This window comes from Devosia sp. ZW T5_3 (assembly GCF_044987315.1).
In the GTDB taxonomy this organism is placed as follows: Bacteria; Pseudomonadota; Alphaproteobacteria; order Rhizobiales; family Devosiaceae; genus Devosia.
On the sequence record NZ_JBJDRE010000004.1, the window covers coordinates 50,917 to 65,959 of the forward strand.

Here is a 15,043-nt window from a genome sequence, read left to right on the forward strand (position 1 = left end):
TCTTGATCAACACATCGAACCCGCATGGTTAAGGGTCGGTTAACGCGGTGGTTTCTGTGTGGGAGAAGGTGCCTCTAAAGACCTCATGGTGAGCCTGTCGAACCACGAGGTCGAGCGAGTGGAGGCTTGCGTGCCACGCCCTCGTCCTTCGACAAGCTCAGGATGAGGTCTACTTGCAAGATTGCGCAGGCGCTTATCATTCTAGCGACTACTCATCAGGACCTAGCACCATGATTCTATTCGGCGGCAGGCTCTCGCCATTCGTGCGGCGCGTGGCGATCTCGCTTACGCTGCAAGGCCGCTACTTTGAGCGCCAGATCGTCAATGTGCTGCAGTCCGATTTTGGCGGCATCACCGACGCCAATCCGCTTGGCCGCGTCCCGGTGCTGCGCCTCGATGACGGCATGGACCTGATCGAGACCTCCGCCATTATCGACTATCTCGACCAGACGGCCGCGGAGGGAAAGCGCCTGTTCCCGGCCGATGGCCTTAGCAGAATCGCGCATCTCCAGATAGCCGGCTATGCCAATGGCGTGGCCGAAAAGGGCGTCGCCTTGGTCTATGAGGCTATTCGCCGGCCGCCGGAGTTTCAGTGGCCGGATTGGCGTGCGCGGCTGAGCCAGCAGATCACTGCCGGACTCGATCATCTGGAAACGCTGGCCACCAGTGCCGAGTGGCTGGCGAACGACTATCCCAGAGGGGCGATCATCGCCATGGTCTGCGCCCACGACTTCATTGCCACGGCGCATCCGGCGCTGGTGCAGCAGCCGCGGCCAGTTCTGGCTGCTCTTTCGGCCAAGGCTAACGCGCTTCCCGCCTTCGCCGCCAGCTATCCGGTCATGGCCTGATCAGATCAATCCCAGCTTCGCCAGATCCGCTGCCAAGGCCAGCGCTTCGGCATTTTCATTGGCGCCCAGGTCGGGCGGGGCGTCCTCGGGGCGGAGGTAGCGCCAGCCCTGGAAAGGGCGCTTGGGATACGGCACGGTGCGCACCATGTCGCGGCTCATGATGATGTCGCAATAATCCTTGCCCTCGGCATCGGTATAGGGCGCCAGGCGCAGGATGGGCTGGCGGCAGACGATGGCGCCGGCGATGACCCAATAGATCGAGGACACGCCCTCCATCTCCTCGGCACGCTTGGGGCGCATGCGGGTGCGGTGGACATGCACGTCCTCACCGTAATCGGCGCCCCACCAATGGGCGCGCTCGTCGCGATAGCTTTCGAGTTCCGCCAGGCTGGCCACCCCGACGCTGAGTTTGACCATGTGGATCATGCGAGCGTCCCCGGCTTGACGCGTCCCTGGATCACGTCGATTTCGTCGTCATCGACGATCCACGGCTCGCGCAGGGCCAATGCCAGCCATTGCTGGAAGGCCGGCAGGCTGTAAATGGCTTCGACATAGGCGTTCAGAAGATCGGAAACCGGCAGGGAATAAGTGCGAATGCGGGTGGCCACCGGGGCGAACATCGCGTCGGCCGCGGTGAATTCGCCGAACAGGAACGGGCCGCCCGACTGGGTCAGCGGGCCGCCTAGCAGGGTTTCTAGCCGGTGCAGGTCCTTGCTGACAGTGTCGATATTGACCTTGCCGGGGTGGGCGGCGCGCAAATTCATCGGCGCATGGTTGCGCAGCGACTGGAACGCCGAATGCATTTCCGCACTCGCTGCGCGGGCTATTGCCCGCTGCCGCAGATCGGCCGGCCAGATGGCTCTGTCGGGATAAAGATCGACCAGATATTCGATGATCGCAATCGTCTCGGGGATGACCAGATCGCCATCGACCAGCACCGGCACCTTGCCGGTGGGCGAACGCGCCGCCAGCGTTTCGCGCCAGCCTTCGCCGGAGAGTTGCAGCACTTCATCCTCGAATGGAATGTCGAAATGAGCGAGGACCAGCCAGGGCCGCAGCGACCAGGTGGAATAATTGCGATTGCCGATCAGCAGCTTCATCATTGTTTCCTAAGCAAGAAGGGCGCCCCAGTGGCTTGGGCGCCCTCCTAAATCGTGTGAGTGAAGAACTCTAGCGCCTAGACGCCAGCAATTACGGAGAAAACCAGTCCCATCGAGAGCAGGCAGACCATGGTCCAGGTCGCTGCTCGCCACATATTGGCCTTCGGTTGACTTCGCATAGATCGCTCCTTGTCAGCCGTTCACTTCCGGTTCGCGACGCCACTGACGCGCAGGGGTCACACCCGGTCATGAATCGTTAACTGCGTCATAAATGCTTTGCAAGCGGCGAAGTTGCCACAGTCCACAGGCTTGATTCCGGGCGCGGTTAAGGCGTTCCAACCCGAAATCCCGGCATTTTAGCGATATTGAGCGGCGCCTGACGCCATCGCCCGTCGGGCAAAAAATGATGGGCCGGTACGACTTTCCCAAGCCGCAATCACCCGCTCGACATTGCCCTGGGCGTCCGAGTCGGTGTGCACCTCAAAGTCATATTCCATGCCTCGGTGGATAGTATGGAAATCCTGCTCGGCACTGCCCAGCGGCCGGTCGCCTCGGGCCTTTTCCCGCTCGATCAGCAGCGGCAATGGGCAATGCACGCCCATGAAAAATACCTCGAAGGGAGCGAATAGCGTAACCAGCTCGTCCAGCCAGCCCGGTGTATCCAGAATATGCTCGAGCACCAGATTATTGCCCGCCGCCGCATAGGCCACAAGCGAGCGGTGAAACCCGTCAAAAAACGGCGCTCGTGCCGCTTTCCAGTCGAATTCGCGGCTCTTGAAGCGGGCCATGGGCAGCACGCCCGCATCCCGCAGGTGATCGATGGAAATGTGCCAGAACGGCAGCCCGATCTGCGCCTGGATGCCCCGCGCAATGGTGGATTTACCGCTGCTCGAGGCGCCATGCACAAAGATGATCTTGCCGGGCTCAACCATTTAGAACAGCCCGAACCACAGCCCCGCAATACCGAGGAATGCGAAGAACCCCACTGTGTCGGTAATCGTAGTCACAAACACCGCCGAGGCAATCGCCGGGTCCGCCTTGAGCTTGTCCAGCGCCAGCGGGATCAAAATGCCGGCCGTGCCGGCCACGATCAGATTGATCACCATGGCCAGCCCAATCACGCCGCCCAGTTCGATATTGCCGAAGCGCAGCCAGGTGACCAGGCCGATCAGCACGGCAAAGATCACACCATTGGCCAGGCCCACGACCATTTCGCGGGTGATCAGCCGGCGCAGGCGCCGCCCATCCAGCTCGCGCATGGCCAGCGCCCGCACGGTCACCGTCATGGTCTGGGTGCCGGCATTACCGCCCATCGAGGCGACGATGGGCATCAGCACGGCCAGGGCCACCATCTGCTCGATCGTGCCATCGAACAGGCCGATGACGTAGGAGACGGCCACTGCGGTAAACAGGTTGACCACCAGCCAAGGCACGCGGCTGCGCACCGTATCGATCGTCGTGTCGGAAATATCCTCGTCGCCCACGCCGGCCAGCAGCTTGATGTCTTCGTCGGCCTCTTCGTGGATGACGTCGACGATATCGTCGATGGTCAACACGCCGACCAGCCGCTTGCTCTCGTCCACCACGCCCACTTCGACCAGATCGTAGCGCTCGAAATCGCGCGCCGCTTCTTCCTGGTCCTCATTGGCGTCAACCAGGACGAAATTGGTGTTCATCAGAGTCTCGATGGAGACCACCCGTGCCGCACGCAGGAACTTGTCGAGCGGAATGGTGCCCAGCACCTGATAGGACGCGTCGACCACGTAGATCTGGTAGAATTCGTCGGGCAGATCGGGCTCGGTGCGCAGATAGTCGATGGTCTGCCCCACCGTCCAGAATGGCGGAATGGCGATGAAATCGGTCTGCATCCGCCGGCCGGCGGATTCCTCGGGGAAATCGAGGCTGCGCTTGAGGCTCAGCCGCTCGAAGGTTGGCAGTTGCGAGAGAACCTCGTCGCGGTCGACCTGCTCGAGATCTTCGAGAATGGCGACGGCGTCGTCATTGTCCAATCCCGTCACGCCGCGCGCAATATCGGCGTTGGAAAGCTCGTCCATCAGCTCGACGCGGACACTCTCGTCCACCTCGGTCAGTGCCGAATAGTCGAACCGGTCGCCCAGCATGCGCACCAGCGCCAGCCGCTCCTCGGCATCGAGCGATTCGAGCACGTCGCCGACATCGGCGGCATGCAGCGGCTCCATCACCGCGGCGACATCATCCCCCCGCCCCGCATCCAAATAGGCGCGCAGACGTTCCAGCCACAGCGGACTGATGCGGTCCTCCGCATCGCGCAGCGCATCGGGATCAATCCCGACCTCTGGGCCGGGCACGGTTTCACTATCTGTGCTCACTGGAGGCCCTTTGTGTCGCTGGTGTCGGGGGCAGGCCCACCTGTAGCCAATCGGCTCACAATGCGCCAGACTGGGGGCGGCGTTTTTCGGTCAACAAGTACCGAAAAATCAGAGCATTGGGAGGAAAGTCCGATGAGCGACGCCAGTGACCTCGATACCGTCTTCGAGCGCGTGCATGCCTTGGCCCAGGCCCGCCAGTTGCCGGGCATCACCCGCTCCACCAGCTATGGCACGCCGGCACTCAAGGTGCGCGGCAAGCTCATCGTCCGCCTCAAGGACGCCGATACCCTCGTGCTGCTGTGTCCGGCCGAGCAGAAGACCCTGTTGATGGAAATCTCGCCGCAAATCTATTTCGAGACGCCCCATTATATCGGCTATGCGGCCGTACTGATCCGCCTGCCCGCCATAGCCGATGAAGAACTTTCGTTGCGGCTGGAAGATGCCTGGCGCTTCAAGGCGCCCAAATCGCTGATTGCTCAGCGTCCGGCGCCAGGCGGAGCGTAAGTCGCCACGGCAAAAACACCTTGGGTCCCAACTTTTGCCCGATTATGCCGCTTAGCTCACTGATGTGTGAACGACCAAGATCAAACAACAAAGGTGATCCCATGTCCAAATTCCTCATCGCCCCGGCAGCCCTGATGATGGCGCTCGCCCTGGCGGCCTGTGGCGGCGACGCCCCTGCCGGTGGTGGTACGCCCCCGGCCGACACCAGCACGCCGGCGACCACGCCGCCGCCTGCTGAACCGGCGCCCGCGACGCCTTCCCCATAATGCAAAAGGCCGCCTCAACAGGCGGCCTTTTTCCTTTCCGGTGCTTTCCGTCAGGACGGGCGCCGGGCCAACACCAGCACACCCGCCAGCGCGATCATCGCGCCGCCCGAAGCCTCGCGCAGCCGCCGCACCAGCGAGGGATTAGCCGCCGCCCCGGCGCGAATGCGGCTGGCCGCAAAGGCCACGACGATATCGGCCAGGGTGTTCAGCACCACCGAGACGGTGCCCAGGGCCACGAATTGCAGCGCCACATTGCCCGCCGCGGTATCGATGAACTGGGGAATGAAGGCGAGGAAAAATGCTGCCGTCTTGGGATTGAGTGCTTCGACCAGCACCCCCTCGCGGAACGCCCGCCCGGCCCCGACCGCCGAAGCCACCAGCTCCCCGCCCAGTGCCACGCGGGCATCGCGCCGCGCCGCCTGGATGGTGCGAATGCCGATCCAGACCAGATAGGCCGCCCCGGCAAATTTCAGGGCGGTGAACAGCTCGGCGCTGGCCAGCACGATGGCCGATACGCCCAGCGCCCCAGCCAGAACATGCACCATGCCGCCCAGCCCATTGCCGAAGCTGGAGGCAATGCCCTCGGCGCGGCCGCCGGCCAGCGTGCGGGCGGCAACATAGAAAATACCCGGCCCCGGCGTGATCGCCAGCAACAGGCAGGCGCCGAAATAGAGGATCAATTGGCTGCTATCAGGCATGATTGGGTCCCGTCGGTATCATGGTGGCGACATCGCGGTCGCTGTTCCGCTCGCTGCCGGCAAGACCGGCCGCCACGCCGCTCCGGTCGGCCTCCGGGCGATTCTGGCTCATCTTGCGCTTGCCCTCGATACGGCTGATCGGCAAGCGCAGGCCGACAATGCCCCTCAACTGCGCGCGGATATATTCGGCGGGCGCATCGGTGACGGCCCAAGGCTTCTCTCGCGGCTGCTCATGCAGATGGGTGAGCCGGGAGACTGCGTCGAACAGGCGCGCTTCATCCTCGAAAAACTCGATCGGACCATGGGCGTGTACGGCCACGTAATTCCAGGTCGGAACGACTTTGCCATGTTCCTGCTTGGCGGCGTACCAGGACGGCGTGACATAGGCATCCGGCCCCGAAAAGATGACCAGCGCATCCCCGCTAACCGGCGCTTTCCACTGCAGGTTGGCCTTGGCCAAATGCCCATAAAGCACGCCATGCTCACCCTCATTCTCATCCAGAATAAGCGGTAGCGGCGTTGCCATCAGGCCCTCGGCCGTGGCGGTCACCAGCGTGGCAAGCCTGGTCTCGCGCATGATCTGGCGCAGGGCCTGGGGGTCGTCTTCACGAAAGGCGGGTGGTGTGTACATGCGGCAGCAATATCATCCCGGTTCGGCGTTCTCACGCGAAAAACGCGCAGAGCCGACATGCCCGCTCCGCGACATCGAAATGGACCAGGAATCAAAAAGCCGCGTAATCCAGAGATTACACGGCTTTTTTGAATATTTGGTGCGGTCGAGAAGACTCGAACTTCCACGCCCTTTCGGGCACAGCGACCTCAACGCTGCGCGTCTACCAATTCCGCCACGACCGCACGCTTGGTAGGCTCCGTTCCCGAAGGCCCGAAGCGAGTGGGGATGTAGCAAAGGTCTTACCCAACCTCAAGCGGTTAAATCGAGATTCCGCGAAAGCTGTGGATTGGGGGGCGCTCCGCCACCCTAGGCCGGCTGGCCGCTGGGCACGGGCTTGCTCAGCCTGATGGCCGCAACCGCCGCCAGCAGGCCCATGAACGAAGCCAGCAGCATCAGCCACAGCAGGAGCATGGGCGATGGCTGGCCGGACAATGCCAGCCCGGTCCCCGTCGTCATCAATGCCCCGCCCAGCACGGTCAGCGCGCCGATTATGCCCGCCGCGCTTCCCGCCAGCCGCGGCTGTACCGACATGGCTCCGGCATTACTGTTCGGCATGGTCATGCCATTGCCCAGGCCGACAAAGATCGTGGACCCGAAATAGAGGAGCGGCGACAGATGGCCCATAGCGACCAAGACCAGGCCCGCGGCAAGCCCCAGGCAGGCAAAGATCCGGCCCATCAGCATAATCGTCGCGGGCGAATACCGGCCGGCGAGACGCCCCGCCAGCCAAGCACCCGCGATGAAACCAGCCGTGATGCTGCCGACAAACATGCCGAGCTCGGCCGTGCCAATGCCGAAAACGGCGGTGGCAATCAGCGGGGCTCCGGCCAGGAATATGTAGAAGGCACCGGTCGAGAAGGCCGTGCATAGCGCATAGCTCCAGAACACTGGCTTGCCGAGCAGCGTGCTCAATCGTCTCTCGTCAGGCTTTGCAGAAGGCCGGATGGTTTCGCCCACATCTGTCCAGGCCAGGTATAGCAGCCCTGCCCCAGCTACGGCATAAAGCACGAAGATCATGCGCCAGCCGAAGGCTGCGTCCAGCACGCTGCCCAGCATCGGCCCCAACATGGGCGCCAGCGCCATGGCCATGCTGATGCGGCCCAGCAATCGCGCAGCATCGCTCCCTTCATTGGTGTCGCGAACGATCGCCAGCGACAGCACATAGCCAGACACCACCGCGGCCTGCAGCACGCGGAACGCCAGCAGCATCCACACATTCTGCACCATGGCACAGCCAAGCGAAGCGAGCGTGAACACGGCCAGCGCTACCAGCAAGACCGGCCGCCGGCCAATCCGGTCGGCAAGCGGTCCAACGCCGAGCTGGACGGCAGCCGTGACGGCGAGGTAGCCGCCTAGTGCGAGGCTGACCAGGGCATAGTCCGCATCCAGATCGCGCGCGATATTGGTCAGCGAGGGCACGATCATGTTCAGCGTTACCACGGAGGTCGCCGTGATCAGGATCAGCGTGGTCAGAGCCGGCGGGGCGCTTGCCTGGCGCATCGGTTTTCATCCTCCAAAAACAAAAAAGCCCCCGAACGATTGTTCGGGGGCGCATGGCGAACGGATATGGCTTCCGCTACCGGACCATGCACCTTTCACCTACGACGACGATATGGGATTGCAGCATCTGCGTATTTCCTTAAAGAGCCATCAAGCTAGTCCCGGACTGGCCCTGCGGCAAGTCCTAGCCCCGCTTGACGGCCTTTTGCGAGATCAGCACCCGCAGGTGGCCTTCTTCGACGCTGACCTCGCCATGGGCGATCAATGTGTTATTGGCGTAGATATTGAGCGGATCGTTTTCCATCGCGTCCAGCTCGATCACCGCGCCGCGGCCCATGCGCAGCAAATGGTGGATCGGCATGGTCGTCGCGCCAAGCTCGACGGTGATGTCCACTTCAATATTGTCTAATGTGCTCATAGATAAGTCAGCAACCTCGTCCGCAGCACGATAGGCGCGCGGAATCTCTGTCTCATGATCGTCAGGCATTTATGGTTATGGAAGCGTTAACGACACCTCCCGGCGGCTGCGAGAGCACCAGCAAACTCATCCGCGCCGACCACAAGCCGGTGGAATGGCTGATTTCGTCCGAACCCGTGCCCTATCCGGCAGCGCTTGCGGCCATGCAGGCTCGCGCCACGGCCATTGCAGCCGGCGAGGCGGGCGAAGCCGTGTGGCTGCTGGAGCACCCTGCCCTTTATACGGCCGGCACCTCGGCAGTGCCGGGCGATCTGCTGACGGACCGCCTGCCGGTCTATGATGCGGGGCGCGGCGGGCAATATACCTATCACGGTCCCGGCCAGCGCGTGGCCTATATCATGCTGGACCTGCGTGAACGCGGCCGCGATATCCGGTGCCTGGTGCAGGGGCTCGAGGGCTGGGTCATCGACACGCTGGCCGCCCACAATATTGCCGGCGAGCGCCGCGCGGGCCGCATCGGCGTCTGGGTCGACCGGCCGGACAAGGGCGCCGGCAAGGAAGACAAGATCGCCGCCATCGGCGTGCGCGTCTCCAAATGGGTGACCTTCCACGGCATTTCGCTCAATGTGGACCCTGATCTCACCCATTATGACGGCATCGTCCCCTGCGGCATTACCGACCAGGGCGTGACTAGCTTTGAGGATCTGGGTCAGCTCGTCTCCATGCCCGAAGTCGATTCGGTGCTGCGCCGGTGTTTCGAACAGCGCTTTGGGCCGACAATGAGTTCGGCAACGGAAAGCCTTGTTTCGGCTAGCTGACTTGCCCAAGTTGCGGTTAAGCTCGAATCGAGCCTCGGAAGGAGCCTGAAATGACCCTGGATGACCTGAAGCGCCTGTTTACGCGCCAAACCCTGTTCCGGCTCGACGCGATTCTGTCGCCAAAGCTGGTGCCGATTCTCTACGCATTGGGATTGGCCGGCATCCTGCTCTGGGCGGTCAGCCATTTGTTCTGGAGCTTCGGGTTCGGCTTCGGCAATGGCCTGTGGGGCCTGCTCGAGATCGCCGTGTTCGGCCTGCTCGCGCTGGTCAGCCTGCGCATTGCCTGCGAGGCGCTGCTGGTGTGGTTCAAGACCAATGAGGCGAGTGGAGAGACGGTCAATCGCTCGCGCTATTCGGCCTCGCTGCTCGATGAAGTGCGCGACGCCATTCGTGACCTCGCCGAGGAAGGCGAAGACGCCGACTATGCCGAGGCCGACGAATATATCACCCCGGCGACTGACCCGGCCCCCTATGTGCCGCCTGCGCAGCCCTCGCCCGATGCGCCCCGCGCACCGGCCACCAGCTCGGGCGAAGTGTTCAAGCCCCGCCGCACCGCCAAGCGCACCCCGCCGCCCAAGGATGCGAGCTAGAAGCGGAGTTCAAAGCACAAAAAACCCGCCGGGACCCATGTCCCGGCGGGTTTTTCATTACGTTTGCAAGCTTACTGCTTGTTGACGCTCCAGGCGCCCGGACCGGCAAAGACCAGATAGAGGAACACGAAGCAGAACAGGATTGCTGCATCGCCGCCATTGTTGACGGGGAAGAAGTTCATCGGCGCATGCACGATGAAATAGGCAAAAGCCATGGTGCCCGAAGCGATGAAGGCGGCCGGACGGGTGAAAAAGCCGATGGCAATCAGCACGCCGGTCACGATTTCGATGATCGCGGCAAACCAGAAGATCGAGAAAACGGGTGGGCTCATGTCGGTCGCGGGGAAACCCAGCAACTTCTGCGTGCCATGGGCGATAAACAACAGGGCGGCAATAATGCGCAGCACGGCGAGGGCCCGCGGCGCGTAGGCGGAGAGACGATCGAACATTCAGTGATCCTTGTGAGCGTTGAGTGCTGCGCAGGGAACGAATCCCGGTGACGCTTAGGCAAATTCTCCACTAACTCAACCGCTTGCAAGCGCAAACCCGAACAATGCCGGACGCACTGTTCACCTTTTCGCGTGTTCAAGATGCCGTGTTCGCCACGCCTGGCAGGTCAGCCCCGCGCGTGGCGAGGGACAGTCACATTGCGTAACCGTCAAACTTTCTATATGACGCGCCCAACAAATCCACGCATTGGAAATCCTGCTCACATGAGCCAAGCGCCAAAAATTGGCCTCGTCAGCCTCGGCTGCCCCAAAGCCCTCGTCGACAGCGAGCGCATCATGTCCACCCTGCGCTCGCAGGGTTATTCGTTTTCACGCGACTATGCCGGCGCCGATATCGTGCTGGTCAATACCTGCGGCTTCCTTGATTCCGCCAAGCAGGAATCGCTCGAAGCCATCGGGGAAGCGCTCAACGAAAACGGCCGCGTTATCGTCACCGGGTGTCTCGGCGTCGAAGAAGAGCTGATCCGAAAGACCCATCCGTCGGTGCTCGCCATTTCGGGCCCGCATCAATACGAAAACGTCGTCAACGCGGTGCATGAGCATCTGCCGCCGGTGCCGAACAAGTTCATCGACCTTGTTCCCGAGCAGGGCCTCAAGCTCACCCCGCGCCATTACGCGTATCTGAAGATTTCCGAAGGCTGCAACAATCGCTGCTCCTTCTGCATCATCCCCCAGATCCGTGGCGACCTGGCTTCCCGTCCCGCCGCCGGCATTCTCGGCGAGGCCGAAGGCCTGATCCGCGGCGGCGTCAAAGAACTCTTGGTCATCTCGCAGGATACCAGCGCCTATGGCGTCGATATCAAATACGCCGAGAGCAATTATCGCGGCCGCCCCGTCAAGGCCAAGTTCTACGACCTGGCCAAGGAACTCGGCCAGCTCGGCGCCTGGGTGCGCCTGCACTATGTCTATCCCTATCCGCATGTCGACGCGGTGATGGAGCTGATGGCCGAAGGCCTGGTTCTGCCCTATCTGGACATCCCCTTCCAGCACGCCTCCCCCAAGGTCCTCAAGGCCATGCGGCGCCCGGCGCATCAGGAAAAGACGCTGAATCGCATTCTCGACTGGAAGCGCCAAGTCCCTGATCTGACTGTGCGTTCCAACTTCATCGTCGGCTTCCCCGGCGAGACCGAGGACGATTTCGAGATGATGCTCGACTTCATCGAGGAAGCCGAGATTGATCGCGCCGGCTGCTTCAAATACGAGCCCGTGACAGGCGCCCCGGCCAATGAACTCGACGGCATCGTGCCGGACGACGTGGCGCAGGATCGCTGGGAACGGCTGATGGAAGTAGCGCAGAATGTCTCCGCCGGTCAGCTCGCCAAAAAGGTCAGCCGCACCATCGACGTGCTGGTCGACGACGTCGATCCCGACAATAACCGCGTTATCGCCCGCTCCAAGTGGGACGCCCCCGACATTGACGGCCAGGTCATCGTGGCCAAGGCCGATGGCATCAAGGTGGGCGATCTGGTTTCGGTGACGGTTACTGGTAGCGACGAATATGATTTGTTCGCTGAGCCAGCGAAAGTGCTGAACTAGCAGCGGGTTACGCTGGTTTTCGGACTCAAATGCAGAAGGCCGCTCCAGTCAGGAGCGGCTTTTTTCTATTTCTATCCGCCGCCACTGTGACGCCCACCCCACAGTGTCATTCCCGCGAAAGCGGGAACCTCCGTTCCGGGATGGTGAAGTAAACAGAGGTTCCCGCTTTCGCGGGAATGACACCACGTTGGGGGAAGCATCGGAGTGGAATGAGACCTCATGGTGAGCCCGTCGAACCACGAGGTCGCGCGAGTGGAGGCTTAGATGCCACGACCTCGTCCTTCGACAAGCTCAGGATGAGGTCTACTGGGAAGCTTCCACCAATTTCGCCAATTGCCCCATCACCGTCCCCCAGCCGTCATAAAACCCCATCTCGGCATGCATGTCCCGGTCGGCCCGGTCCTTGTGCATCACGTAGGACATATATTCCGTGCCCTCGGGATGATCGGCCAGGGTGATGATCGCGGTCATGAAGGGCTGCGCCGCCGGGCGCCAGCCATCCACCAGCGCATTGGTGAACACGATCCGCTTGCCCTCGTCCACCGCCAGAAAACACCCATTGATGTGAGCGCCAAACGCGGCGCCATCCTCGCTGATCTGCGTGGTGAACGCCCCGCCGGGCCGCAGGTCCATTGCCACCACTTTGCATAAGGCCGGCTCTGGCACCCACCATTTTTCAAAACGCGCCGGATCGGTCCAGGCGCGCCACACGGCGGCGCGCGGCGCCTTGATCACCCGCGTGATCGTCAGATCGAGTTCGGGGTTCTTTTTGCTCATTTTGCCTTGTCCTGTTCCGCGATAACAAATTGCTCCAGCCGGTCGGCGCGGCCTTCCCATAGCGCCCGCTGATCGGCCAACCAGGCCTCCACCGCCGCAAACTGCCGCTTGTCGATGGCGCAGGTGCGCACCCGCCCCGCCTTGTGGGTCTGGATCAGCCCGCTCCCCTCCAGAAACCGGATGTGCTTCATGAAGGAGGGCAGCGCCATGTCGAAGGGCCGCGCCAGATCGCTGATGCTCGCCGGCCCCTGCCCCAACCGGCTAAGCACCGCCCGCCGCGTCGGATCGGCCAATGCCTGAAAGATCCCATCGAGTTGCTGATAGTTTTCCATATGGCTAAGTATCATGGCGCGAACACTTAGCGCAAGAGCTAAGTATATACCGCTGGCGCCGCCCGCATCACCGGAACTTTATCGCGCCACTGACCACCGCTGCGCAACGTCTTTGCCCTACAGGACGAGGCTATAAATTACTGATCCAAACCAAGACTTTAGCCTTTGACGCCGCAATCGCTGCCATTGCATCAAACTGCCAATGCATACGCGCCTTTGGAGCTTCAGCGTCACATGAACAAGTTTCTCGCCACCGCCGTGGCCGTCCTGGCCCTCGGCGCGACCCCGACTTTCGCCCAGCCCACCGACATTCTCAACGCGTCCTATGACATTGCGCGCGAGCTGTTCGAGGCCGAAAACGCCGCCTATGCGGCCACGGGCGCCACGGTCACCGTCAACCAGTCCCATGCCGGCTCCTCCGCTCAGGCTCGCGCCGTGCTCGAAGGTCTTGCGGCTGACGTCGTCACCTTCAATCAGGTGACCGATATCCAGAAGCTCGTGGATGGCGGTTTCGTGGCGGCCGATTGGGCGACGCAGTTCCCCAATAATGCGGCGCCGTTCTATTCCTTCCCCGCCTTCCTCGTGCGTGCCGGTAATCCCAAGGGCATCAAGGACTGGGGCGATCTGGCCGCCGATGGCGTGCAGGTCATCTTCCCCAATCCCAAAACCTCCGGCAATGGCCGCTACACTTATCTCGCCGCCCGCGCCTGGGCGAATGAGGAATACAAGGGTGACGAAGCTCAGATCGAGGCGTTCCTCACCAAGCTGTTTAGCAATGTTCCGGTCTTCGAAACCGGCGGCCGCGCCGCAACCACCGCCTTCACCGAGCGCCAGCTGGGCGACGTGCTGGTCACCTTCGAGGCCGAAGTGCTCGGCGTGCGCAAGCAGCTTGGCGCAGACAAATATGATGCCGTGATCCCATCGGTCAGCTTCCTCTCCGAATTCCCCGTCGCCATCGTCGACAAGGTGGTCGATGCCCGCGGCAGCCGTGACCTCGCCAAGGCGTATCTGGATTTCCTCTTCACCCCCGAAGGCCAGGAAGTCGCCGCCGCCAATTTCCACCGTGTCCATAACGAAACAGTCGCCGCCGCCCACGCCGCCGACTTCCCCGCCATTCGCCTCGTCACTGTCGAAGACGCCTTTGGCGGCTGGGAAAAGGTTTCCGAGGAGCATTTCGCCGATGGCGGGCTGCTCGATAAGGTGTTCTTGAACCAGTAGGCATCGCCTCGCAGCTGCACAAATCCTGGCGTGGCCCCTTGCCACGCCAAAACCGTTTGAAGGACCAAGATGGCATCGCGACGCAGCAAGCACCTCCTGCCCGGCTTCGGGCTGACGCTGGGCGTCTCCATGCTTTATCTGACGATTATCATCGTGCTGCCGCTGCTGGCCATGCTGCTCAAGGTGGGCGGTATGGGGTGGCCCGAATTCTGGCGCATCGTCGCCTCCAACCGCTCGCTGGCCGCCTATCGCATCACGTTCAGTTCCGCGCTTGCCGCCACTGTTTTCAATGGCTTTTTTGGCCTGCTGCTGGCCTGGGTGCTCACCCGCTACAGCTTTCCCGGCAAGCGCCTGCTCGACGCCCTGGTCGACCTGCCCTTCGCCCTGCCCACCGCCGTTGCCGGGCTGGTCCTCGTGACGCTGTTCGCGCAAACCGGCTGGTATGGCCAATTCCTCGAACCCAACGGGTTCAAGGTCAATTACACCCAGCTTGGCATCATCATGGCCATGAGCTTCACCTCCATTCCCTTCGTGGTTCGCACCGTCCAGCCGGTGCTCGAAGACGTGGAAGCGGGCTATGAGGAAGCCGCCAAAACCTTGGGCGCCACCGGCTGGCAAGTCTTTGCTCGCGTCATCTGGCCCACCATCCTGCCCGCCTTCATGACCGGCTGTGTGCTCTCCTTCGCCCGCTCGCTCGGCGAATTCGGCGCCGTGGTTTTCATCGCCGGCAATCTGCCCGGCTTCACCGAAATCGTTTCTCTCTTGATCTTTATCCGCCTGGACGAATTCAATTATGAAGGCGCCGCCGCCTTGGCCTTCGTCCTGCTCCTCGCCGCCTTCCTGACACTGCTCGCCACCAATGCGCTGCAATCCTGGCAAGTGCGCTACGCCGACCGGAGCACGTGACC

Annotated in this window: 19 protein-coding genes and 1 tRNA gene; 8 read left to right on the forward strand and 12 right to left on the reverse strand. The window is 62.2% G+C overall.

Going from position 1 to position 15,043, the window contains the following annotated elements; translation table 11 throughout:
- The first annotated feature begins 230 nt into the window (after positions 1-230).
- Positions 231-848, forward strand: a complete 618-nt coding sequence (locus ACI3KW_RS06055) for a glutathione S-transferase family protein (RefSeq protein WP_404847343.1) — start codon at positions 231-233, stop codon at positions 846-848.
- Here the strand turns inward: ACI3KW_RS06055 and ACI3KW_RS06060 are convergent, their stop codons facing one another.
- From ACI3KW_RS06060 to mgtE, 4 genes are all read right to left on the reverse strand, one after another.
- Positions 849-1,274 (reverse strand): DUF1489 family protein, encoded by a 426-nt coding sequence (locus ACI3KW_RS06060; protein ID WP_262167541.1) that lies wholly within the window; start codon positions 1,272-1,274, stop codon positions 849-851.
- Positions 1,271-1,948: a glutathione S-transferase family protein gene (locus tag ACI3KW_RS06065; protein ID WP_404847344.1), complete on the reverse strand. Its 678-nt coding sequence runs from the start codon at positions 1,946-1,948 to the stop codon at positions 1,271-1,273. Before ACI3KW_RS06065 ends, ACI3KW_RS06060 begins: the two co-directional genes overlap by 4 nt.
- Positions 1,949-2,304: 356 nt before the next feature.
- The gene (locus ACI3KW_RS06070; protein ID WP_404847345.1) at positions 2,305-2,880 is read right to left on the reverse strand and encodes a chloramphenicol phosphotransferase CPT family protein; all 576 of its coding nucleotides are present in this window, start codon (positions 2,878-2,880) and stop codon (positions 2,305-2,307) included.
- Entirely contained in the window at positions 2,881-4,296 is a 1,416-nt protein-coding gene (mgtE, locus tag ACI3KW_RS06075) for a magnesium transporter (protein ID WP_262167535.1), read from the reverse strand.
- Positions 4,297-4,428: 132 nt separating this feature from the next.
- On the opposite strand from mgtE, the gene ACI3KW_RS06080 reads away from it, so the two are divergent.
- The gene (locus ACI3KW_RS06080) at positions 4,429-4,800 is read left to right on the forward strand and encodes an MmcQ/YjbR family DNA-binding protein (protein WP_404847346.1); all 372 of its coding nucleotides are present in this window, start codon (positions 4,429-4,431) and stop codon (positions 4,798-4,800) included.
- Positions 4,801-4,901: 101 nt separating this feature from the next.
- Positions 4,902-5,066: a hypothetical protein gene (locus ACI3KW_RS06085; protein WP_162740262.1), complete on the forward strand. Its 165-nt coding sequence runs from the start codon at positions 4,902-4,904 to the stop codon at positions 5,064-5,066.
- 50 nt (positions 5,067-5,116) lie between these two features.
- Here the strand turns inward: ACI3KW_RS06085 and ACI3KW_RS06090 are convergent, their stop codons facing one another.
- The 5 genes from ACI3KW_RS06090 to ACI3KW_RS06110 all read right to left on the reverse strand — a co-directional run bounded on the left by ACI3KW_RS06090 (position 5,117) and on the right by ACI3KW_RS06110 (position 8,355).
- Entirely contained in the window at positions 5,117-5,764 is a 648-nt protein-coding gene (locus tag ACI3KW_RS06090) for a LysE family translocator (RefSeq protein WP_404847347.1), read from the reverse strand.
- Positions 5,757-6,395: an FMN-binding negative transcriptional regulator gene (locus ACI3KW_RS06095; protein ID WP_404847348.1), complete on the reverse strand. Its 639-nt coding sequence runs from the start codon at positions 6,393-6,395 to the stop codon at positions 5,757-5,759. Before ACI3KW_RS06095 ends, ACI3KW_RS06090 begins: the two co-directional genes overlap by 8 nt.
- Before the next feature lie 137 nt (positions 6,396-6,532).
- Positions 6,533-6,619, reverse strand: a tRNA-Leu gene (locus ACI3KW_RS06100).
- Between the two features lie 124 nt (positions 6,620-6,743).
- Positions 6,744-7,937: a multidrug effflux MFS transporter gene (locus ACI3KW_RS06105; protein ID WP_404847349.1), complete on the reverse strand. Its 1,194-nt coding sequence runs from the start codon at positions 7,935-7,937 to the stop codon at positions 6,744-6,746.
- Between the two features lie 184 nt (positions 7,938-8,121).
- Positions 8,122-8,355: a FliM/FliN family flagellar motor switch protein gene (locus ACI3KW_RS06110; RefSeq protein WP_404847350.1), complete on the reverse strand. Its 234-nt coding sequence runs from the start codon at positions 8,353-8,355 to the stop codon at positions 8,122-8,124.
- A 77-nt stretch (positions 8,356-8,432) separates the two neighbouring features.
- On the opposite strand from ACI3KW_RS06110, the gene lipB reads away from it, so the two are divergent.
- Positions 8,433-9,173, forward strand: a complete 741-nt coding sequence (gene lipB / locus ACI3KW_RS06115; RefSeq protein ID WP_404847351.1) for a lipoyl(octanoyl) transferase LipB — start codon at positions 8,433-8,435, stop codon at positions 9,171-9,173.
- A gap of 50 nt (positions 9,174-9,223) precedes the next feature.
- A complete protein-coding gene (locus ACI3KW_RS06120; protein ID WP_113122096.1) occupies positions 9,224-9,763 on the forward strand; it encodes a DUF4282 domain-containing protein in 540 nt (179 codons plus the stop codon).
- A 71-nt stretch (positions 9,764-9,834) separates the two neighbouring features.
- Here the strand turns inward: ACI3KW_RS06120 and ACI3KW_RS06125 are convergent, their stop codons facing one another.
- Entirely contained in the window at positions 9,835-10,212 is a 378-nt protein-coding gene (locus ACI3KW_RS06125; protein WP_404847352.1) for a DoxX family protein, read from the reverse strand.
- Positions 10,213-10,434: 222 nt separating this feature from the next.
- Here ACI3KW_RS06125 and rimO point away from each other — a divergent pair, with 222 nt between their 5' ends.
- A complete protein-coding gene (gene rimO, locus ACI3KW_RS06130; protein WP_404847353.1) occupies positions 10,435-11,808 on the forward strand; it encodes a 30S ribosomal protein S12 methylthiotransferase RimO in 1,374 nt (457 codons plus the stop codon).
- A gap of 303 nt (positions 11,809-12,111) precedes the next feature.
- Here the strand turns inward: rimO and ACI3KW_RS06135 are convergent, their stop codons facing one another.
- The gene (locus ACI3KW_RS06135) at positions 12,112-12,585 is read right to left on the reverse strand and encodes an SRPBCC family protein (protein WP_404847354.1); all 474 of its coding nucleotides are present in this window, start codon (positions 12,583-12,585) and stop codon (positions 12,112-12,114) included.
- Positions 12,582-12,917 (reverse strand): ArsR/SmtB family transcription factor, encoded by a 336-nt coding sequence (locus ACI3KW_RS06140; protein WP_404847542.1) that lies wholly within the window; start codon positions 12,915-12,917, stop codon positions 12,582-12,584. The genes ACI3KW_RS06135 and ACI3KW_RS06140 overlap by 4 nt, the downstream gene beginning before the upstream one ends.
- A gap of 234 nt (positions 12,918-13,151) precedes the next feature.
- Here ACI3KW_RS06140 and cysP point away from each other — a divergent pair, with 234 nt between their 5' ends.
- Positions 13,152-14,135, forward strand: coding sequence for a thiosulfate ABC transporter substrate-binding protein CysP (gene cysP, locus ACI3KW_RS06145; RefSeq protein WP_404847355.1), 984 nt, complete (start codon positions 13,152-13,154; stop codon positions 14,133-14,135).
- A gap of 69 nt (positions 14,136-14,204) precedes the next feature.
- Complete coding sequence (gene cysT, locus ACI3KW_RS06150; protein ID WP_404847356.1) at positions 14,205-15,041, forward strand: sulfate ABC transporter permease subunit CysT; 837 nt, start codon at positions 14,205-14,207, stop codon at positions 15,039-15,041.
- Positions 15,042-15,043: the final 2 nt, after the last annotated feature.